This window comes from Streptomyces sp. NBC_00029 (genome assembly GCF_045160505.1).
Lineage (GTDB): Bacteria > Actinomycetota > Actinomycetes > Streptomycetales > Streptomycetaceae > Streptomyces.
The window spans coordinates 5,477,499-5,496,556 of the sequence record NZ_CP108292.1 but is presented as its reverse complement, the minus strand read 5'-3'; the positions used below and the strand labels follow the sequence as shown (position 1 = coordinate 5,496,556).

General features: G+C 72.5%; 17 protein-coding genes. 9 read left to right on the top strand and 8 right to left on the bottom strand.

What is annotated here, in order from left to right; genetic code table 11:
• The first annotated feature begins 134 nt into the window (after positions 1–134).
• Positions 135–1,478, top strand: coding sequence for an SWIM zinc finger family protein (locus OG753_RS25800; protein WP_405790298.1), 1,344 nt, complete (start codon positions 135–137; stop codon positions 1,476–1,478).
• 265 nt (positions 1,479–1,743) lie between these two features.
• A complete protein-coding gene (locus tag OG753_RS25795) occupies positions 1,744–3,327 on the top strand; it encodes a DUF5691 domain-containing protein (RefSeq protein ID WP_405790297.1) in 1,584 nt (527 codons plus the stop codon).
• Between the two features lie 322 nt (positions 3,328–3,649).
• Here OG753_RS25795 and OG753_RS25790 read toward each other — a convergent pair whose 3' ends face one another.
• Positions 3,650–4,051: a cobalamin B12-binding domain-containing protein gene (locus OG753_RS25790; RefSeq protein ID WP_327264053.1), complete on the bottom strand. Its 402-nt coding sequence runs from the start codon at positions 4,049–4,051 to the stop codon at positions 3,650–3,652.
• 192 nt (positions 4,052–4,243) lie between these two features.
• On the opposite strand from OG753_RS25790, the gene OG753_RS25785 reads away from it, so the two are divergent.
• Both OG753_RS25785 and OG753_RS25780 read left to right on the top strand, forming a co-directional pair.
• Positions 4,244–5,005, top strand: coding sequence for an alpha/beta fold hydrolase (locus tag OG753_RS25785; RefSeq protein ID WP_327264052.1), 762 nt, complete (start codon positions 4,244–4,246; stop codon positions 5,003–5,005).
• A gap of 220 nt (positions 5,006–5,225) precedes the next feature.
• On the top strand, positions 5,226–6,785 hold the full coding sequence (locus tag OG753_RS25780; protein WP_405790296.1) for a M23 family metallopeptidase: 1,560 nt from the start codon (positions 5,226–5,228) through the stop codon (positions 6,783–6,785).
• A 128-nt stretch (positions 6,786–6,913) separates the two neighbouring features.
• On the opposite strand, the gene pcrA is transcribed toward OG753_RS25780, so the two are convergent.
• Both pcrA and OG753_RS25770 read right to left on the bottom strand, forming a co-directional pair.
• A complete protein-coding gene (gene pcrA / locus OG753_RS25775) occupies positions 6,914–9,436 on the bottom strand; it encodes a DNA helicase PcrA (protein WP_327264050.1) in 2,523 nt (840 codons plus the stop codon).
• A complete protein-coding gene (locus OG753_RS25770; RefSeq protein WP_405790294.1) occupies positions 9,420–9,770 on the bottom strand; it encodes an ArsR/SmtB family transcription factor in 351 nt (116 codons plus the stop codon). Before OG753_RS25770 ends, pcrA begins: the two co-directional genes overlap by 17 nt.
• Positions 9,771–9,893: 123 nt before the next feature.
• Between OG753_RS25770 and OG753_RS25765 the strand changes: the two genes are divergently transcribed.
• The 3 genes from OG753_RS25765 (at position 9,894) to OG753_RS25755 (ending at position 12,396) form a co-directional block, all read left to right on the top strand.
• Positions 9,894–10,814, top strand: a complete 921-nt coding sequence (locus tag OG753_RS25765) for an alpha/beta fold hydrolase (RefSeq protein WP_405790293.1) — start codon at positions 9,894–9,896, stop codon at positions 10,812–10,814.
• Between the two features lie 26 nt (positions 10,815–10,840).
• Positions 10,841–11,194: a hypothetical protein gene (locus OG753_RS25760; protein WP_405790292.1), complete on the top strand. Its 354-nt coding sequence runs from the start codon at positions 10,841–10,843 to the stop codon at positions 11,192–11,194.
• Between the two features lie 143 nt (positions 11,195–11,337).
• Complete coding sequence (locus OG753_RS25755; RefSeq protein ID WP_405790291.1) at positions 11,338–12,396, top strand: NlpC/P60 family protein; 1,059 nt, start codon at positions 11,338–11,340, stop codon at positions 12,394–12,396.
• A gap of 36 nt (positions 12,397–12,432) precedes the next feature.
• Here the strand turns inward: OG753_RS25755 and OG753_RS25750 are convergent, their stop codons facing one another.
• The 3 genes from OG753_RS25750 to OG753_RS25740 all read right to left on the bottom strand — a co-directional run bounded on the left by OG753_RS25750 (position 12,433) and on the right by OG753_RS25740 (position 15,619).
• Positions 12,433–13,536, bottom strand: coding sequence for an alpha/beta hydrolase-fold protein (locus OG753_RS25750; RefSeq protein WP_327264046.1), 1,104 nt, complete (start codon positions 13,534–13,536; stop codon positions 12,433–12,435).
• A gap of 92 nt (positions 13,537–13,628) precedes the next feature.
• The gene (locus tag OG753_RS25745) at positions 13,629–14,327 is read right to left on the bottom strand and encodes a response regulator transcription factor (RefSeq protein ID WP_327264045.1); all 699 of its coding nucleotides are present in this window, start codon (positions 14,325–14,327) and stop codon (positions 13,629–13,631) included.
• Positions 14,324–15,619 carry a PspC domain-containing protein gene (locus OG753_RS25740; RefSeq protein ID WP_327264044.1) on the bottom strand — a complete coding sequence of 432 codons (1,296 nt, stop codon included), beginning with the start codon at positions 15,617–15,619 and terminating at the stop codon, positions 14,324–14,326. Before OG753_RS25740 ends, OG753_RS25745 begins: the two co-directional genes overlap by 4 nt.
• A 131-nt stretch (positions 15,620–15,750) precedes the next feature.
• Here OG753_RS25740 and OG753_RS25735 point away from each other — a divergent pair, with 131 nt between their 5' ends.
• Together OG753_RS25735 and OG753_RS25730 are read left to right on the top strand one after the other, a co-directional pair.
• The gene (locus tag OG753_RS25735; RefSeq protein ID WP_405790289.1) at positions 15,751–17,073 is read left to right on the top strand and encodes a PspC domain-containing protein; all 1,323 of its coding nucleotides are present in this window, start codon (positions 15,751–15,753) and stop codon (positions 17,071–17,073) included.
• Complete coding sequence (locus tag OG753_RS25730; RefSeq protein WP_327264042.1) at positions 17,060–17,284, top strand: hypothetical protein; 225 nt, start codon at positions 17,060–17,062, stop codon at positions 17,282–17,284. The genes OG753_RS25735 and OG753_RS25730 overlap by 14 nt, the downstream gene beginning before the upstream one ends.
• On the opposite strand, the gene OG753_RS25725 is transcribed toward OG753_RS25730, so the two are convergent.
• Positions 17,230–17,745 carry a TQO small subunit DoxD gene (locus tag OG753_RS25725; RefSeq protein ID WP_405790288.1) on the bottom strand — a complete coding sequence of 172 codons (516 nt, stop codon included), beginning with the start codon at positions 17,743–17,745 and terminating at the stop codon, positions 17,230–17,232. The genes OG753_RS25730 and OG753_RS25725 overlap by 55 nt on opposite strands.
• Before the next feature lie 18 nt (positions 17,746–17,763).
• Positions 17,764–19,020 carry a hypothetical protein gene (locus OG753_RS25720; protein ID WP_327264040.1) on the bottom strand — a complete coding sequence of 419 codons (1,257 nt, stop codon included), beginning with the start codon at positions 19,018–19,020 and terminating at the stop codon, positions 17,764–17,766.
• Positions 19,021–19,058: the final 38 nt, after the last annotated feature.

Sequence of the window (19,058 nt, the reverse complement as noted above, 5' to 3'; positions counted from 1 at the left end):
GGTCCCCCTCCAAAGCTCGGCAGCCGCTTCCGACTGCTGTATCCAAGGTGCACCACGCCACTGACAACGGACCCTGCTCATAGCGTTGTTGCAGGTCAGAGCGATTGTCAGTGGCGGTCTCTACGGTGGTTCACATGACTGATCAGGGGGACCGCTGGACAGCGGAACAGGTACTGGATCTGGCTCCTGACGATGCCTCGCGCAAGGCCGGGGGCAGACTCGGCGGGGCAGGGCCGTGGTTGCAGATCGGAGGTTCCGCTTCCGGTTCGGTATGGGGGTTGTGCAAGGGCAGCGGGAGCAATCCGTACCGCACGGTCGTGGACCTGACAGGCCCGGCCTACAAGTGCTCCTGTCCGAGCCGGAAGTTCCCCTGCAAGCACGCGCTGGGGCTGTTGCTGCTCTGGTCGGCGGAGGGGGTCGGCGAGCCGGGAGAGGCGCCGGAGTGGGCCGCGCAATGGCTGGCGGACCGGGCGGCCAAGGCAGCGCGGCCCGCCGCCGGGAGGGGCGCACCGGTCGACGAGGAGGCGGCCCGCAAGCGTGCCGAGCGGCGGGCGGCGCGGATCGGCGCGGGCGTCACCGAACTGGAACAGCGGCTGGCCGATCTGCTCCGCGGCGGCCTCGCGGGCCAGGAGCAGGCGGGATACGCGGGATGGGAGGAGACGGCGGCCCGCATGGTCGATGCGCAGGCGCCCGGACTGGCCGCCCGGGTAAGGGAGTTGGGGACGATACCCAGTTGCGGCCCCGGCTGGCCCGCCCGGATGCTGGAGGAGGCGGCGCTGCTGCACCTGCTCGACCGGGGGTGGCTGGGGGTGGCCGGGCTGCCGGAAGAGCTGGCGGCGACGGTGCGCAGCCGCGTGGGACTGCCGGCCTCCGGGGAGGGGGAGGCCGTACGGGACCGCTGGCTGGTGCTCGCCCAGTACGACACGGTGTCGCCGGACGGCCGGCTCACCACCCGCCGGATATGGCTGCGCGGGCTGGCGGGCGGGCGGCCCGCGCTGGTCCTGGACTTCGGTCCGCCGGGGCGGCCGCCGGGGCTGGCCATGCCGGTGGGGCTGGCGCTGGAGGCGGAGATGCGCTTCCGGCCCGGGTCGGCGGGGCTGCGGGCGGACCTCGGTGAGAGGTTCGCGGCGGCCGTGCCGTGCGCGGAGGTGCCGGCCGGGGTGAGCACAGAGGCGGCGCTCGAGGCGTACGGGACGGCACTGCGGGAGGACCCGTGGCTGGAGTCCTGGCCTGTGGTGCTCGGGCCGGTGGTGCCGATACCGGGAGAGCTCGGCTGGCAACTGGCGGACGCGGAGGGCGACTCCGCCCTGCCGGTGCCCCTCACCGGGGGCGGCAGCCGCTCCCGCGGGGGGCTGTGGCAGCTGGCCGCGTTGTCGGGCGGGGCTCCGGTGACGGTGTTCGGCGAGTGCGGCCACCGCGGCTTCACCCCGCTGACGGCCTGGCATCCGGACTCGGCCGAGCCGGTCGCCCTGGGCTGAGCGGGCGCGGAAGCGAAGCCTGAAGAACAACATCGCAGGGGGCCTGGGGGGTCCTGTGCCGTCCCGCCGGGGCGGCGAGGAGACGTGCGGCGCCGGGGGGCGCCGTACACGCAACGACGAGAAGCCGGGGGGCTTGCCATGAACGACAACCACGCCAGCTGAATCAGGCGGACGAGAAGACCGCAGGCTCCGGTCCCGTGGAGGGGACGGGACCGGAGCACAGGACGCGACGAAGACGACCGGCGAGCGACGAGGGAGGGGCCCGATGAACAAGGCCGACGAGGGGTACGGGGAGTGGGAGGAGCTGGTCGCCGCCGCGCTGCTGGGCACCGACCGGCGCCGGGGCGGGGGCCCGGCGGGCTCCGCGGAGGCGCTCCTGGACGCGGCGGCCGTGCACGCCGTACGACGCCGGGCAGGGCTGCGGCCGGCCGGGGCGGGCACGCGCCCGGAGCCCGCACCTCGGGATCCGCGGCCGGCGCCGCCGAAGGCCGCGGGCCACCGGCTCGCGCAGTTGCTGGCCGGCCGCAGCGGCGCGGTCAACGGCGGCGGCCGGCGCGGAACCGCCCCGGATCTGACGGAGCTGCTGCCGCAGTGGCTGGCCGCGGCCGCGCGGTACGGCTACCGCTCGCCGAGCGCGCTCGTACCGGCACTGCTGGACGCTGCCCGGGCCCGTACGGACCTGCGGCCGCAGGCACTGGCCCTGGCCGGGACGCGGGGGCTGTGGCTGGCGCGGATGAATCCCGACTGGCGGTTCGCCCTGCGCGGCGGGGCGGGCGGCGCCGGGGAGCTGCCGGACGTGACGGACCGGGCGGGGGTGGAACGACTGTGGCAGGAGGGGCTGTTCGCGGAGCGGGTCGCCCTGCTCGGGGCCGTACGGGCGCACGAGGCGGCGGCCGCGCCGCGACTGCTGATGACGACCTGGGCCACCGAACGGGCCGAGGACCGGCTGATGTTCCTCGATTCGCTGAGGGCCGGCCTGTCGGACGGGGACGAGCCCTTCCTGGAGGCGGCGCTGGGCGACCGCAGCCGCAATGTCCGCGCCACGGCCGCCGAGCTGCTGTCGGCACTGCCGAGCTCGGCGCTGGCGGGGAGGATGGCGGAGCGTGCGCTGGCCTGCGTAGGACCGGAGGGGGTGACCCCGCCGGCCGAGTGCGACGGAGGGATGCTCCGCGACGGGGTGGTCAAGCGGCCGCCGGCCGGACGCGGGGAACGGGCCTGGTGGCTCGGCCAGTTGGTGGAGGCGGCCCCGCTGTCGTGCTGGCGGGAGCGGTTCGGGGGGCTCGGCCCGGCGGAGATAGTGGCGCTGCCCGTGGCCGCGGGCGACGGCTGGACGGAGGAGCTGCACGCGGCATGGTGCCGGGCCGCGGTGCGCCAGCGCGACGCTCCGTGGTCGCGGGCCCTGCTCGGCCCGGCGTCCGCACCGCCCGCGGCGGGTCCCGGCACGGCCTCGCTCGCGGAGCGGGCCAAACTGCTGGAGACCCTGCCGGACGCGGAACGGGCGCAATGGGTCGCGGAGTTCATAGCGGCCCACGGGCTGTCGGAGGCGTTCCAGCTGCTCGGGGTGTGCGTGGTGCCGTGGGCGGGCGCACTGGGCCGGGCGGTCGTGGACGCGCTGGACACCGCCCGGGACGCGGGCAGCTACCCGTGGAGCTTCAGCGGGGTGATGGGTCTGGCGGAGCGCTGCCTCGACCCCGCGGAAGCGGGCCGGCTGGAGGCCCTGACCACGGCCGCGGAGGACCTGCCGGACGCGGTTCCCGGCGCGGCCGCGTACTGGGCGGAGGCCTTCCAGCGACTGGTGGCCACCCTCCGGCTCCGCGCGGCGATGCTCGCGGAGCTGACCCCGGCCTAGGTCGTCTCTTTTGGATCTTGTCGGTCGGGCCCGCGTCGTCCGGTGCCGTGCATCGCAAGGCGGAGGAGCGCCGTTGTACTGGACGTACTGCGGTGCTCCGACAACGCGGCGAGGTGCGGTGCCGGGCGACGCGGGCCCGGCAAGATCCGAAAGAGACGACCTAGGTCCTGGGGCAGGGCAGGTGCAGGGCAGTGCCTGCGCCGCAGGAGCCCGGAGCCGGGAGCCCGGAGCCGGGGCTGCCCCGCGAACCGCGCCCGCCGATCGCCGGCGGGGCCGGATCGGCCCGCGGTGCACGGTGCCCCGACCCCGCGGGCCGGGGCGGCTACTGCCGGACGTTGCCGCGTACCCACTCCACGATGGCGGTCGTCGTCGCACCGGGGGTGAAGATCTCGGCCACGCCCTTCTCCTTCAGGGGCGCGATGTCGTCCTCCGGAATGATGCCGCCGCCGAAGACCTTGATGTCCTCCGCGTCGCGCTCCTTGAGGAGTTCCAGCACGCGCGCGAAGAGCGTGTTGTGGGCGCCGGAGAGGATCGAGAGGCCGATCGCGTCGGCGTCCTCCTGAATGGCGGTGTCCACGATCTGCTCGGGGGTCTGGTGGAGGCCGGTGTAGATGACCTCCATACCCGCGTCCCGCAGCGCCCGCGCGATCACCTTGGCCCCGCGGTCGTGGCCGTCGAGACCCGGCTTGGCCACCACCACACGGATCGGACCGGTCACACCCATCGCACTGCCTCCCGAGTGAACGAACGTTAAGTACAGCATCGCGCACGCCGCCGTTTCGCGGTCAATCACGAGGGGGAAATCACACGTGGGACGGCATTGCGCCACCGTGCCGACAGCCGCACGGCACGGTGGCGCGACGGCCGGAGTCCCCCCAAGGCTCAGGGGAGGCCGTCGATGGGGCTGTCCATACCCATGTCCATACCCTTGTCCGGCGCCGCGCTGCGGGCCGGCGCGCTCGAGGTGATGGTGCTCGGCGGGCACCTTCTGCTGTACCCCACCGGAGTGTGCCAGGAGAAGGTCGCCGCCCGCCCGCCCGCGACACGGCCGCCCGTGCTCCTCCTTCACGGTTTCACCGACAACCGGTCCGTCTTCGTCCTGCTCCGCCGCACCCTCGGGGCGGGGGGCCGGCACGTGGAGGCGTACAACTACTCGCCCTTCACCCTCGACCTGCGCGTCACGGCCCGCCATCTCGCCCGGCGTGTCGAGGAGCTGTGCGAGCGCACCGGACAGGAGCGGGTGGATCTGGTCGGGCACAGCCTGGGCGGGCTGGTCGGCCGGTACTTCGTGCAGCGCCTCGGCGGCGACGCCCGCGTCCGCACCCTCGTCACCCTCGGCACCCCACACTCCGGCACGCGGGTCGCCCCCTTCATGGACGCGCACCCGCTGGTGCGGCAGATGCGACCGGACTCCGAGGTGCTGGCCGAGCTGGCCGAGCCCGCGCCCGGCTGCGCCACCCGGTGCGTGGCGTTCTGGAGCGAGTTCGACGCGCTGATGACCCCGGTCGGGTCCGCACGGATCGAACATCCGGACCTGTGTGTGGAAAATGTGCAGGTCACCGGCATCGGACATCTCGCCCTGCCCACCCACCCCGCCGTCATCGCGGCAGTCCGGCGCGCCCTGGAAGGACCCGGTTTGGCCGCCGTCACAGGGGCGGACGCCGCTTCCGTCGCCTAGCCGTCGAGCGACGAGTAGTCGAACTAATTTCGAACTCAAGGCCAAGGGTGCGTCTTTAGGCGACCGAAAGACGGTCGAATGCCCGGTTCCGGAGATCTGGAGCCCCGGCGAAGATTGTCGTTGCGAGTAACCGCCGGGTACAGTCACGCCACTGCTCTCCTCCGGTGAACCTTGAGTTCCCGGCCACCCAGGCCCCACTGCCGAGGCGAAAGAGAAGTTGGTGAACGACCGCCCCTCGTCGGGCCAGTACCCGGATCCCGGGTATGACGGCCTTTCCACCACCGCTTTCGCTGGTGACTCGACCTACGTTTCCTATGAAACGCAGGGCCAGGGGGTCAATTACGCCGCCTACGGTTCTTACGAAACCGGCGCGTACGACACCACGGCATGGACCTCGCAGGACCCTTATCTGTCCACGATCCCGGCCCAGGCCGCCCCCGAGGACACCACCGGGACCTGGGACGCGAGCGCCTGGAACACGCCGGGCACGGACTACTCCGGTTACGCCGGGTACCAGCAGCAGCCCTCCTTCGGCTACGACACCTCCGGCGAGCAGACCGGGCACTGGGCGATGCCCGGCTACGGCACCACCGGCACCGAGACCGGCGCCTACGACGCCACCGCCTGGAACACCGTCGCCGAGGCCCCGGCCCAGCCCGAGCCCGCCTACGGGTACGAGTACCAGCCCGCCGCGCCCGCGCAGCAGGAGTACACGTACGAAGCGACCTCCGTCGGCTACGCCTACGAGGCGGCCCCGGTCGGCACCTACAGCGAGACGGCCGTCTTCGAGGTGCTCTCCGACGAGACGCCCCGGGCCCAAGAACTGCACGAAGGCCACGGGCTGCACGAGGCCCACGACCCGGCTGAGGCCAACGACCTGCACGAGGCGCACGAGCTGCCCGAGGTCCACGCACTTCAGGAGGTCCACGACCTCCCCACCCAGGCCATGCCGGTGACCGCGGCCGCTCCGCGCACCGCGCGCCGGACCGCCACCAAGGCGAACGGCAAGGCCGGCGCCGGCGCCAGGGCGGGCGGCAACAGCCGTCGCCGCAACCCGGCGAAGCGTTCCGCCATGCTGACCGTGGCCGTGCCCTCCGCCTGCGTGATGGGAGTCGCGGGCGTCGCGGCCGCCTCCGTCGGCGGCCTGACCGGCACCGACCGGCCCGCCGAGGACACCACCACGATGGCCGCGCCCGACCCGGCCTCGGTGAAGCCGGTCGCCGCGAACACCAAGCTCGACACCCAACTGGTCGCGCTCAGCGCCGACGCGGGCGACTTCGCGGACCGCGCGAGCCGCACGCAGGAGCGCATTGACCTGCGCGAGCGCCAGGAAGAGGAAAAGAAGAAGAAGGCGGAGGAGGCCGCGGCCAAGGAGGCCGCCCGCCCCAAGTTCGCCGTCCCCGTCTCGCAGCAGGGCCTCAGCGCCAACTTCGGCCAGTCCGGCGGCATGTGGATGTCGGTGCACACCGGCATCGACTTCCCGGTCTCCTACGGAACCCCGGTCATGGCGGCCACCGACGGCACCGTGCGCACCCAGTACAACAGCGCCTACGGGAACATGGCCATAGTGACCGCGCCCGACGGCACCGAGACCTGGTACTGCCACCTCAGCTCCACCAAGATCCGCGGCGGCAAGGTCAAGGCGGGCGATGTCATCGCCTACTCCGGCAACTCCGGCAACTCCACCGGCCCGCACCTGCACTTCGAGGTCCGGCCCGGCGGCGGGTCTGCGATCGACCCCCTTGCGTGGCTCCGCAGCCACGGCCTCGACCCGCGCTGACCTTCGCGCGACCCGGAGGACCGGAGCCACGAACCACCGGCCACGAACCACCGGCCGCTCACCGCGAACCGCTCACGCCGAGGGCCGCGTGGCCCGAGGGCCACGCGGCCTTCCGCATGGGCCCCGGCTCAGAGCTTCTGCACCGGCGCGTAACGCAGCAGCAGCCGCTTGGGCTTGTCGTCCCCGAAGTCGATGGTGGCCTGCGCGTCCGCGCCCGCTCCCTTGACCTCCATGACGGTGCCGAGCCCGAACTGGTCGTGCGTGACCCGGTCCCCGACCACCAGCGCGATGACCGGCTTGTCGGCGGCCCGCCGCGTCGCGAATCCCGACGGGCCCGACTTCGTACGCGACGAGGACAGGAACGCCTCCGGCGAGGTGCCGAACGTCGCCCTCCCCGAACCGGACGAGGACGATCCGTACCCCGAGCTCCGCATCGGCCCCGCCGGCTTCTGCGTGGCGCCCGTCCGCTTCCACTGGAGGTACTCGGCCGGGATCTCCTCCAGGAAGCGCGAGGGCGGGTTGTACGAGGGCGTACCCCACGCGCTGCGCATGCTGGAGCGCGTCAGGTAGAGCCGCTCGCGCGCCCGTGTGATGCCGACGTACGCGAGGCGGCGCTCCTCCTCCAGCTCCTTGGTCTGGCCCAGCGCCCGCATGTGCGGGAAGACCCCGTCCTCCATGCCGGTCAGGAAGACCACCGGGAATTCCAGGCCCTTGGCGGTGTGCAGGGTCATCAGCGTGATGACGCCCGTGCCCTCGGTGTCCTCGTCCGGGATCTGGTCGGAGTCGGCGACGAGCGCGACCTGTTCCAGGAACTCGGCCAGGGTGCCGGACCCGGGGGCCGGGGCCCCGGTCTCGGCGGCCTCGGCCGCCGCGGCCTCGCGCGCCTGCTCGAACTCCAGCGCCACCGCCGCGAGCTCCTGCAGGTTCTCGATGCGGGTCTCGTCCTGCGGGTCGGTCGACGCCTGGAGCTCGGCGAGGTAGCCCGTACGCTCCAGGACCGCCTCCAGCACCACCGCCGGGCCGGCGCCCGAGTCGACGATGGTGCGCAGTTCCTCCATCAGCACGTTGAACCGCTTCACCGCGTTGGTGGAGCGCGCGGCCATGCCGAAGGCCTCGTCCACGCGCCGCAGCGCCTGCGGGAAGGTGATCTTCTCGCGCATCGCGAGGGCGTCGATCATCGCCTCGGCGCGCTCACCGATACCGCGCTTGGGCACGTTCAGGATGCGCCGCAGCGGGACGTTGTCCTCGGGGTTCGCCAGCACGCGCAGGTACGCGAGGACGTCGCGGACCTCCTTGCGCTCGTAGAACCGGACCCCGCCGACGACCTTGTAGGGCAGTCCGACCCTGATGAAGATCTCCTCGAAGACGCGCGACTGCGCGTTGGTCCGGTAGAAGATCGCGACGTCGCCCGCCTTGGCGTCGCCCGCGTCGGTGAGCCGGTCGATCTCGTCGGCGACGAACTGCGCCTCGTCGTGCTCGGTGTCCGCGACGTAGCCGGTGATGACGGCGCCGGTGCCGGCCTGGGTCCACAGGTTCTTGGCGCGGCGGTTCTCGTTGCGCTCGATGACCGCATTGGCCGCGGAGAGGATCGTCTGGGTGGAGCGGTAGTTCTGCTCCAGCAGGATCGTCGTCGCGTCCTTGTAGTCCTCCTCGAACTGGAGGATGTTGCGGATGGTCGCGCCGCGGAAGGCGTAGATCGACTGGTCGGCGTCACCCACCACGCACAGCTCGGCCGGCGGCAGGTCCGGGTAGCCGGTGCCCACCAGCTCGCGCACCAGCGTGTACTGCGCGTGGTTGGTGTCCTGGTACTCGTCGACCAGGACGTGCCGGAAGCGGCGCCGGTAGTGCTCGGCGACGTCCGGGAACGCCTGGAGCAGGTGGACCGTGGTCATGATGATGTCGTCGAAGTCGAGGGCGTTGGCCTCGCGCAGCCGCCCCTGGTACATCGCGTACGCCTGGGCGAGCGTCTTCTCGAAACCGTCGGCGGCCTGGCCGGCGAAGGCGTCCTCGTCTATCAGCTCGTTCTTCAGGTTCGAGATCTTGGCGTTGAAGGCCTTCGGCGGGAACTTCTTCGGGTCCAGGTCCAGGTCGCGGCAGACGAGCGCCATCAGGCGCTTCGAGTCGGCCGCGTCGTAGATCGAGAACGAGGACGTGAAGCCGAGCCGCTTGGACTCGCGGCGCAGGATGCGCACGCACGCGCTGTGGAAGGTGGAGACCCACATGGCGTTCGCGCGCGGGCCGACCAGGCTCTCGACGCGCTCCTTCATCTCGCCGGCGGCCTTGTTGGTGAAGGTGATCGCCAGGATCTGGCCCGGGTGGACGTTCCGCGCGGACAGCAGGTGTCCGATGCGGTGGGTCAGCACCCGGGTCTTGCCGGAGCCGGCGCCGGCCACGATGAGCAGCGGGGAGCCCGCGTGCACGACGGCCGCGCGCTGCTGCTCGTTGAGCCCGTCCAGGAGCGTCGCCGGGTCGATGACGGGCTTGGGGGCGCCGTCCCGGTAGTACGCGTCCCCGGTCATGGGTACGTCGAAGTGCCCGCCGAAGAGGTCGTCCGCGCCCGCTTCCGGGGCGGCGTGGTCCTCGGGCGGCGGCGGGACCTCGTCGGAGGGGGTGAGGTCCGCCAGGAAACTGTCGTCAAAGAGGCTGCTCATCGCATTCCGAGTCTAGGGGGCGGGACCGACAGGCCAGCACGAGTTCGAGCAGACCGGGAAAACGGAGCTCCAGGTCCTCGCGGCGCAGCGCGAGGAAGAGCTTGCGGCCCTGGGGGCGCTGGCAGATGAGCCCGCTCTCGCGCAGCGTCTTGAGGTGGTGCGTGACGCTGGAGCGGGGCAGGTCGGGGACGACCTCGCCGCAGAACGCCTCTTCGCCGGAGGCCAGCTTGCGGACGATCTCCAGCCGGACGGGGTGTCCGAGCGCCGCCAGGACCTCGACCAGCTCGATGCGGTCGGCGGCGGGGTGGGTCGGCTCGGCGGCGGAAGCAGGCATGACCCCACTGTACGCAGTTCTCGTACAGACATTGCCAAACCATTCGAAGATCTCGTACGGTTCAAACCGTTCGAGATTCTCGAACGGTCATCTGCTCCGCACCCGTCCCCAGTGAGGACCCCCATGCCCGCCACCGCCCCGCTCGACGACGCCGACCTCGACGACGCCTCCCTCTCCGACGCCGCCCTCGCGGCCTCCCTCGACGGCGGCTTCACCAGCCACCACGCCGAGGTCAACGGCACCCGGCTGCACTACGTCGAGGGCGGCTCCGGCGCACCGCTCGTCCTCCTCGGCGGCTGGCCCCAGACCTGGTGGCAATGGAACAAGATGCTGCCCGCCCTGGCCCGCCGGTACCGGGTGATCGCCGTCGACCTGCGCGGCATGGGCGGCTCCGCCAAGCCCGACACCGGCTACGACAAGAAGACGATGGCCGCCGACGTCCACGCCCTCCTCGTCCATCTCGGCCTGGAACGGGCGCACGTCGTCGGCCACGACATCGGCGCGATGATCGCCTACGCCTTCGCCGCCAACCACCCCGAGGCCACCGACCGCATCGCCCTCCTCGACGTCTCGCACCCCGACGGGGCCTGGGCGCAGATGCCCCTGCTGCCCCGCCCCGGGCTCCCCCACCTGTGGTGGTTCGCCTTCAACCAGGTGCAGGGCCTGCCCGAGCAGCTCCTCGCCGGGCGCTACCACTTCCTGCTGGACTGGCTGTTCGGTGCCGCGTCCGCCGACCCCGCGTCCATCGACGCCCGCTCCCGCGCCGTGTACGCCCGTGCGTACGACTCCCCGGACGCGATCCGGGCCGGCAACGCCTGGTACCGGTCCTTCGCACAGGACATCGCCGACCTCGCCGGCTACGCCCCGGTCACCGTCCCCCTCCTCGCCCTGGGCGGCGAGTACAGCAATTACGAGCAGCTGCGGGAGGCCGTCCCGCCGCTCGGTACCGACACCCGGGTGGTCCGCGTGGACGGCAGTGGCCACTACCTCCCGGAGGAGCGGCCGGAGGTCGTCACGGCCGAGCTGACCCGCTTCCTCGGCTGACCGGGGCGCCTCGTACGCTCGACGCCATGGACGTACTCATCAATGTCTTCGTCGGCCTGCACATCATCGGGATCGCCTCGCTCCTCGGTGGGTTCCTGACCCAGATGAAGGCGATGAGCGCGGGCACCGCCCGCTTCACGCCCGCCATGCTGCACGGCTCGCTCACCATGCTCGTCACCGGCGTACTGCTCGTCGGCTTCAACCAGATGGACGGGACCCCCGTCAACAACGTCAAGGTGGGCGTGAAGCTCGCGATCCTCTTCGTGATCCTCTGCCTCGTCTACGTCATGCGCGACGAGGAACAGGTGGACAAGGCGCTGTTCGGCGCGGTCGGCGGGCTGACCGTGATCAACATCTTCATCGCCGTTCTCTGGCACTGATCCACACCGGAGCGATCCGTTCCGGTCCCGGGCGGCCAGCTCCGGTCGTATCGGACCACTTACGATCATCCCGTCATTCGCCCGTTACCTTCGGGTCTAGCGTCCTCCTCCAAGCACCGACGGAGGAAGGACGTGAGGCCCTCGTGGCCAGTCATCGAAAGCCCAGGCAGCGCCCGCTCGCCGGCGGCCCGGCACGGGCCACGGCCGCCACCCTCGCCCTCGCGGGCGCTGCCACCGCCACCGCCTTCGAAGGCGTCTCCCAGGCCGCCCCCCGGCCCACCCCCGCCCAGGTCAAGTCGGAGGTGGACCGGCTCTACGAGGAGGCCGAGGCGGCGACCGAGCGGTACAACGGGGCGAAGGAACAGGCGGACGAGGCCGAACGCGCGCTGACCGGACTGCGCGAGGAGACCGCCCGCAAGACCGACCAGCTCAACACCGCCCGCAGCGCCCTCGGAACGCTCGCCGCCTCCCAGTACCGCAGCGGCTCCCTGGGCACCGCCGTACAGCTCGCGCTGGCGTCCGACCCGCAGCAGTACCTCTCCCAGGCCTCCTTCATCGCCCGCGCCGGGGACCGCAACGCCGCCGGGATCACCACCGTGCGCCGCCGGCTCGACGAGGTCGGGAAGCTGCGGGAGCAGGCCGCGGGACGGCTCGCCGACCTCCGGTCCCGGCAGGACGAACTCGCCGGGCACAAGACCGTGATCGAGGAGAAGCTCACCGCCGCGAAGAACCTGCTGGCCCGGCTCACCGCCGAGGAGCGGGCCGCCTACGAGGCCCAGGCACCCGGCGGAGCGGGGGCCGCACCCGCCGCACCCGGACCCACGGGCAGCACTCCCCCGCCTCCGTCCGACGGATCGCGCGCGGCCCGCGCCGTGGCCTTCGCGCACAGCGCGATCGGAAAGCCGTACATCTGGGGCGCGACCGGCCCGGGGTCCTTCGACTGCTCCGGACTGACCCAGGCGGCCTGGCGCTCGGCCGGGGTCTCCCTGCCCCGCACCACCTACACCCAGATCAACGCCGGCCGGCGCGTGTCCCGCGACCAGCTGGCCCCCGGCGACCTGGTGTTCTTCTACTCCGGGGTCACCCACGTCGGCCTCTACATCGGCAACGGCCAGATGATCCACGCGCCGCGCCCCGGATCGACGGTCCGGTCGGCGCCTATCGACTCGATGCCCTGGGCCGGCGCCTCGCGCCCCGCGTAGGCCGCGGACGGACCGCCCCGGACCGCCCCGGACCGCCTACGGAGCCTTGACCAGGCCGCTCAGCCAGCCGAAGGTCTGCGGCAGCTGCTTGGACCACGCTTCGAGGTTGTGCCCGCCGACGACCTTCTCCGCGTGCACCACGGTCGGGCTCTTCGCGATCGACTTGAGGTCCACGCCGGACAGGTACCCGTCGTGCTCGGCCCCCGACAGCCACAGCGCCACCGGCGGCGGGGTGGGCGCGGACTGCAGGACGTGCTTCAGGTTGTGCGTGCGCCGCAGTTCCGGGTCCTGCGCGACCAGCGAGGAGGGCTCCTGGCCGGGGTCGTTGTAGCCGGACAGGGAGACGGCCGCGCTGTAGCGGTCGGGGTGGGCGATGGCCAGCTTGGCCGCGCAGTAGGCGCCGGCCGAGTACCCGGCGACGCCCCAGGTGCGCGCCTCGCCCGAGGCACGGAAGTTGTCGACGACCATCTTGCGGACGTCGACGCTGAACCAGCTGTCCGCGTTGACCTTGCCGGGAAGGTTGGCGCAGCCGGTGTCGCCGTTGCCGACCAGCATGGCGCGCGGCGAGACCAGGATGAACGGCTGCACCTTGCCGCTCTTCATCAGCGGCTCCAGCACCTCGTGCACCTTGAGCCCCTGGAACCAGGACTTCCCCGTCCCCGGTATGCCAGGGATCAGCTCCACCACCGGGAACTTCTTGTCCTTGTAGGCCGGGTCGTCGTACTGCGGCGGCAGCCACACCAGGACGTCGCCCCTGACCCCGGAGACCTTGCCGTCGAGATCGGTCTTCTGCACCCGCCCGCCGAGGCCCTCCACCGGCTGGAACTGCTGGCGCACCTTCGGCGCCTCGTCCGCCTTCTTGCCGCCGAGCCCGTCGGGGCCGAGGTCGGGGGCGGCCGTGACGTACTTGCCGGTGCCGAGCAGGTCGCCCCACGAGGCATAGAAGTGCTCGGCGCGGTTGACCGCGGTGAACACCACGGCGATGGCTGTGACCTGGGCGAACACCACCATCAGGGCACGCACGGCGGTGCGTACGACGGCAGGGCCGCGCACCTTGCTCCAGACGGCGAGCGGAAGGATGACGGCGATCGCGGTCAGGGCGATCACCGTCACGAAGAAGGGTGTACCGGTCAAGCTCATCACGCCAGCCTAGAGGGCGGTGCGCGCGCTCCCGGTTGCGAGGTCGACCTGCGGCGTCGGTCACACCGCAGGTCAGGCCTCTGACGCCGGACTCAGACCAGGCGGCGGGCCGTCGCCCAGCGGGTCAGTTCGTGCCGGTTGGAGAGCTGGAGCTTGCGCAGGACGGCCGAGACGTGGGACTCCACCGTCTTCACCGAGATGAACAGCTGCTTGGCGATCTCCTTGTACGCGTACCCGCGCGCGATCAGCCGCAGCACCTCGCGCTCGCGCTGCGTGAGCCGGTCCAGGTCCTCGTCCACCGGCGGCGCGTCCGTCGAGGCGAAGGCGTCGAGCACGAAGCCCGCCAGCCGCGGCGAGAACACCGCGTCCCCGTCCTGCACGCGGAAGACCGAGTCCACCAGGTCGGTGCCGGTGATGGTCTTGGTGACGTACCCGCGCGCACCGCCCCGGATGACCCCGATGACGTCCTCGGCCGCGTCCGACACCGACAGCGCCAGGAAGCGGACCGGGTTCTCGGCCGCCGCCATCAGCGGGGCGCAGCGCCGCAGCACCTCGACGCCGCCGCCGCCGGGCAGGTGCACGTCGAGCAGGACCACCTCGGGCCGGGTCGCGGTGATGACGGTGACGGCCTGGTCGACGTCGGCCGCCTCCCCGACGACCTCGACGCCCGTGCGTTCGGTCTCGCCGATCTCGGCCTGCACTCCCGTACGGAACATCCGGTGGTCGTCGACGAGCACCACCCGGACACGCCTGGTCTCCCCCGCGCCTGCGTTCTCTCCGGCCTCGGTCATGCTGCGTTCGCCGCCCTCTCCATCTCCAGCTCGACTTCCGTGCCGCCGTCGGGTGCGGACCGCAGCCGTGCGGTCCCGCCGTTGCGCTGCATCCGGCCGATGATCGATTCTCGTACGCCCATGCGGTCGCCCGGTACCGCGTCGATGTCGAAACCGGGTCCCCGGTCCCGTACGGACACGAACACCGTCTGCCCCTCCACCTCCGCGTACACCTGTACCGGCCCGCCCTCGCCACCGTACTTGGCGGCGTTGACCATCGCCTCGCGCGCTGCCTGGATCTGTGCCGCCAGCCGTTCGTCGAGCGGGCAGTCGCCGACGACCACGACCTCGATCGGGACGCCGTGGTGGTCCTCCACCTCGGCGGCGGTCTTCTTCACGGCCTCCGCGAGGGTGGCCGGCTCCTCGTCCTCGTCCTTGCCGGTGCCCTCGGGCCTGTAGAGCCAGTTCCGCAGTTCGCGTTCCTGCGCCCGTGCGAGGCGGCGCACCTCGGAGGCGTCCTCCGCGTTGCGCTGGATCAGGGTGAGGGTGTGCAGCACCGAGTCGTGCACGTGGGCGGCGACCTCGGCGCGCTCCTGGGCCCGGATGCGCATCAGGCGCTCCTCGGAGAGGTCCTGCGTCAGCCGGATCAGCCAGGGACCGGCGAGCAGGGCCACGCCGACGAGGACGGCGAGGGTGGCGGTGAGGACGTTGCCGAGCTGTGCGGCGGAGCCCCGTACGACGATGAAGACGGTCAGGCCCACACCGACCAGGGCGACTCCGGCGAGTGCCCGCGCGACCTGGAGGAGGCGCCCGTGCCGGCCGACGGCCGAGGACCAGTGCGCGCGGCGGGCGTTGTCCGCCTGCCGCCATACGAGCACCACCCCGGCCCCGACCAGCAGCGTCGGCCACACGTACCGGCCGGACGCGCCGCCGAGCTGGACCTTGGAGATGAAGATGCCCACGCCGATGAACAGGGCGATCAGCGCGGTGATCTGCCCGCGGTCGGGTTTGCGCAGCCGGCGGGTGCCGTCGGGGAGGGTCTCGAAGAAGGAGCGGTGCCCGGTCCGGCCGCCGATGCCGAGCGGTACGAAGACCCAGAACGCGGCGTACAGCAGCACGCCCAGGCCGTCGCCCCACATGAACAGCAGCAGGAACGCGAGCCGGACCCAGCCCACCGGCAGCCCCAGGTGCCCGGCGAGACCGCGCGCGACACCGCCGAGCATCCGGCCGTCGGCGCTGCGGTAGAGCTTGCGCTGCGGGACCTCGTCGTCGTCCGGTGCGTTCGGGGTGCGGGGAGCGGCGGCTACGGGCATGTCACCAAGGGTCACACGCCGGGCCGCGGCCGGTCATCAGGGCATCCCCCCACTTCTGCCGGGGGGATATCAGGGTTGCACCAGGGTAGGGCCGGATGCCCACGGCTTCCGCGGGCCGTCACCATGGACCCATGACCGAAGTACACGACGCCCCGCCGGCCGGGCCCGGGGCCCCCCGGGCGCAGTCCAGGCCGCCGCTGCGCCGCAGCAGACGCGACAAGGTCCTCGCGGGCGTGTGCGGCGGCCTCGGCCGGTACTTCGACCTGGACCCGGTGGTCTTCCGCATCGTCCTCGGCGTCCTCGCGGTGACCGGCGGTGTGGGTCTGATCTTCTACGGCTTCGCGTGGCTGCTGCTCCCCCAGGAGGGGGAGGAGGACAGCGAGGCGAAGAAGCTGCTGACCGGCCGGGTCGAGGGCGCCACGCTGGCGGCGGTGTTCGCGGCGCTGGTGGGCTGCGCACTGTTCCTGTCGATGCTGGACAACGGCGGGCTGGCGGCTTTCTCGGTGCTGGTCGTCCTGGCGCTGGGCGGGGCCTCGTACTGGTCGCAGCGGCAGCGGCACACCCACCAGCCCGAGGCGCAGGAGGCCGACCCGGCCGGCGGTGCGAACCGCACCGCGCACTCGCCCGCCCCGCCGGAGACGCAGGCTCCGCCCGCCCCGGGCGGCCCGTCCTGGTGGCGGGATCCTCTGGTCAAAGACGGTACGACCGGCCCGGTCGGCGGGACGGGGTACCTGTGGGGGCCCGACGACACCGTCGACGCGGTGGCGCCCGACCGCACCCGGGCGTCGTCCGTGAAGCCGCCCGCCGCCCCGGCCCGCCCGCGCGGCGGCATCGGCGGCCGGGTCTTCGTACTGGCGCTGCTGGCCGGGTTCGTGGGGACCGCAGCCGGATGGGACGACAGCCCGCTGGGCGAGGCCCTGCAGACGGGGCTCGCCGCCGCCCTGATCGTCTTCGGTCTGGGCCTCGCGGTCAGCTCCCTGCTGGGCCGCACCGGATTCGGCACGATCGTGCTGGCCGTGTTCACCTCGGGCCTGCTCGCGGGCGCGGCCGTGCTGCCGCGGGAGATCGGCACGGACTGGCAGCGGGTGGAGTGGCGTCCGGCCGCGGTCGCCGATGTGAAGCCCGTGTACGAGGCGGGCACCGGGTTCGCCACCCTGGACCTGAGCCGTCTGGACGTGCCGAAGGGCACCACCGTGGCGGTGGAGGCCTCCATCGAGGCGGGCCGGCTCAAGGTGGTCCTGCCGCGGGAGGTCACCGCGCAGGCCGATGTCACCATCCGGCGCGTGGGCGACGTGCAGATGCCCGGGGACCGCGCTGACCGGATCGAGCGGATCGGGGAGCAGAACCGTACGGAGACCCTCGTGCCGGCGGCCGGCACCGAGGCCGGCGGGACGATCGAGCTGGACCTCACTGCGGGTATCGGACAGGTGGAGGTGGCCCGTGCGGCGTCATGAGTTCCAGCCGGGACGGCTGATCGCGGGGCTGGTCCTGGTGGTGGCGGGCGTGCTCTACCTGCTCGACAACACCGGAGAGGCCGACCTGCCCTGGTTCGCGATCATCCCCATCACCCTGGGCGGGCTCTCGCTCGCCGCGCTGGTGGGGCTGGTGACCTACGCCGTACGCCGGGACCGGCGCGACCGGATCACCGAGTCCAGCGACAGGTAGGGCGCCCCGACCAGGATCAGCGGGGTCCACGCCATCATGTAGATCAGGTCGTTGCCGTAGTAGTACGGGGTCACCGCCCACGACACCGTGAGCCACAGGCTGAGCGCGATGAGCGCTCCGCCGAAGGCCGCGATGCGGGTCAGCAGGCCGGCCAGGGTCCCCAGGCCGACGAGGATCTCCCCGATGGCCAGGGCGACGGCGAAGCCGACGGGCGAGTTCAGCGCCAGGTCCACCAGGGCCGAGCTCGCGGAGGTGTCGCGCACCCCGCGCATCAGGTCGCCGATGGAGCCGTCGCCGGAGGCGGAGAGGAACGCCGGGTCGGTCAGTTTGTCCAGCCCCGCGTACACGAAGGTCACACCGAGGAAGATGCGCAGGGGCAGCAGTGCGTGCCGGGAGGCGAGCTCACGGAGCCCCGCCACGTCGCGAGGGGCATCGGCTTCAAGAACATCGGTTCGGTTCACGCGACATGTGTACCCCGATCACTCGGCAACATCGATGGTGCAGCGGTTGGATTCCACTCCTGCGGCCGTGACCACCTGGACCTCGACGCGCCCCGGTTCCACTTCCGCCGGTACCGGCACGGTCAGCACGGCGTCGGAGGGATTGGTGAATCCGCCCGCCACCGGGACCAGCGGCACGTGCACGTGCACCGATCCGACCCGTACCACCAGACGGGCCAGCATCTCCGGCGTCTGCGCCCCGGGCGGCACGAAGCCCACGCCCCGGATCTCGATGTCGTCCCCGGGGCGGACGGCCGCGTCCAGATCCCCGGGCTCCCGTCTGCGGACCACCGACAGCACCAGCGGACGGCTGCCCTCCGCGTACTTGGCCGCCAGGTAGACCGCGGCCGACAGGGCCACCAGCAGGGCCATCGCCCAGGGCAGCTGGGGCAGCCGGTCCGGGAAGCGCGCCAGCGAGGCGGCCGCGTAGGAGAGCACCACCGTCGAGACGAGCACGTACTGCGCGTCGGGGAAGCTCCCGCGGCCCGCGTCGTCCGTCAGCAGGTCCACGCCGCGCGGCCGGTCGGCCGGCAGCTTCTGCAACCGCTGGCCCATGATCCGTACGGAGACCACCCGGCGCACCAGGACCGCGACGGCCGAGGTCAGCGAGACCACCGCCAGCAGCGGCAGCGCCCGGTCCAGCGCGAGGCCCGCGTACAGGGCCTGCCGGTCGGGCCCGGGCGCCGAGGTGGCCAGCCGCAGCGCGAGCAGCAGCGTGGCGAAGGCCGTCAGCACCACCCAGGCGCTGGGCACCGCCTTCGACGTGGAGAGCCGGTTGTCCTCGCCGACCAGCGGGGCCAGCAGCCCGCCGCGCACCGACTGGGCGCGGGCGGCGACCGTGAGCAGCCCGGCCAGCACCAGGGCGGCCAGCAGCCCGGCGGTGCGCGCCGTGGACCAGCCGGTGCCGAGCGCGGCGGCGACCTGGACCAGCAGCAGGACCCCGGCGGCGATCCAGACGGCGAGGACGGCCCGCCGCGAGAACAGGTAGAGCCAGGAGTTCCCGGCCTCCCGGCCCCGGTCGGCGACGGTGCGGGCCGACAGGGTCAGCTCGTCGGAGACCCACTGGCGGGAGGCGCCGAGCGAGTGGGCCACGGCGGCCGGCACGCCCTGCCCGGAGGCGAACTCGTCGCGCTTCTCCAGGAAGGCCGCGACCGCGCGACGGTGGCCCGCGCGAGCGCACTCGTCGCAGGCGCAGGCGGTGGTATGGGTACCTCGGGACATCTCTTGGACAGCCACGTACGTGCCGCCTCTCTGAACTACGGTGCAATGCCAGC

Bases quoted from the DNA above. Each gene is read 5' to 3' on its own strand.
- OG753_RS25800 (WP_405790298.1), top strand. From the start codon at position 135: ATGACTGATCAGGGGGACCGCTGGACAGCGGAACAGGTACTGGATCTG.
- OG753_RS25795 (WP_405790297.1), top strand. From the start codon at position 1,744: ATGAACAAGGCCGACGAGGGGTACGGGGAGTGGGAGGAGCTGGTCGCC.
- OG753_RS25790 (WP_327264053.1), bottom strand. From the start codon at position 4,051: ATGGGTGTGACCGGTCCGATCCGTGTGGTGGTGGCCAAGCCGGGTCTC.
- OG753_RS25785 (WP_327264052.1), top strand. From the start codon at position 4,244: ATGTCCATACCCTTGTCCGGCGCCGCGCTGCGGGCCGGCGCGCTCGAG.
- pcrA (WP_327264050.1), bottom strand. From the start codon at position 9,436: ATGAGCAGCCTCTTTGACGACAGTTTCCTGGCGGACCTCACCCCCTCC.
- OG753_RS25770 (WP_405790294.1), bottom strand. From the start codon at position 9,770: ATGCCTGCTTCCGCCGCCGAGCCGACCCACCCCGCCGCCGACCGCATC.
- OG753_RS25765 (WP_405790293.1), top strand. From the start codon at position 9,894: ATGCCCGCCACCGCCCCGCTCGACGACGCCGACCTCGACGACGCCTCC.
- OG753_RS25760 (WP_405790292.1), top strand. From the start codon at position 10,841: ATGGACGTACTCATCAATGTCTTCGTCGGCCTGCACATCATCGGGATC.
- OG753_RS25750 (WP_327264046.1), bottom strand. From the start codon at position 13,536: ATGAGCTTGACCGGTACACCCTTCTTCGTGACGGTGATCGCCCTGACC.
- OG753_RS25745 (WP_327264045.1), bottom strand. From the start codon at position 14,327: ATGACCGAGGCCGGAGAGAACGCAGGCGCGGGGGAGACCAGGCGTGTC.
- OG753_RS25740 (WP_327264044.1), bottom strand. From the start codon at position 15,619: ATGCCCGTAGCCGCCGCTCCCCGCACCCCGAACGCACCGGACGACGAC.
- OG753_RS25735 (WP_405790289.1), top strand. From the start codon at position 15,751: ATGACCGAAGTACACGACGCCCCGCCGGCCGGGCCCGGGGCCCCCCGG.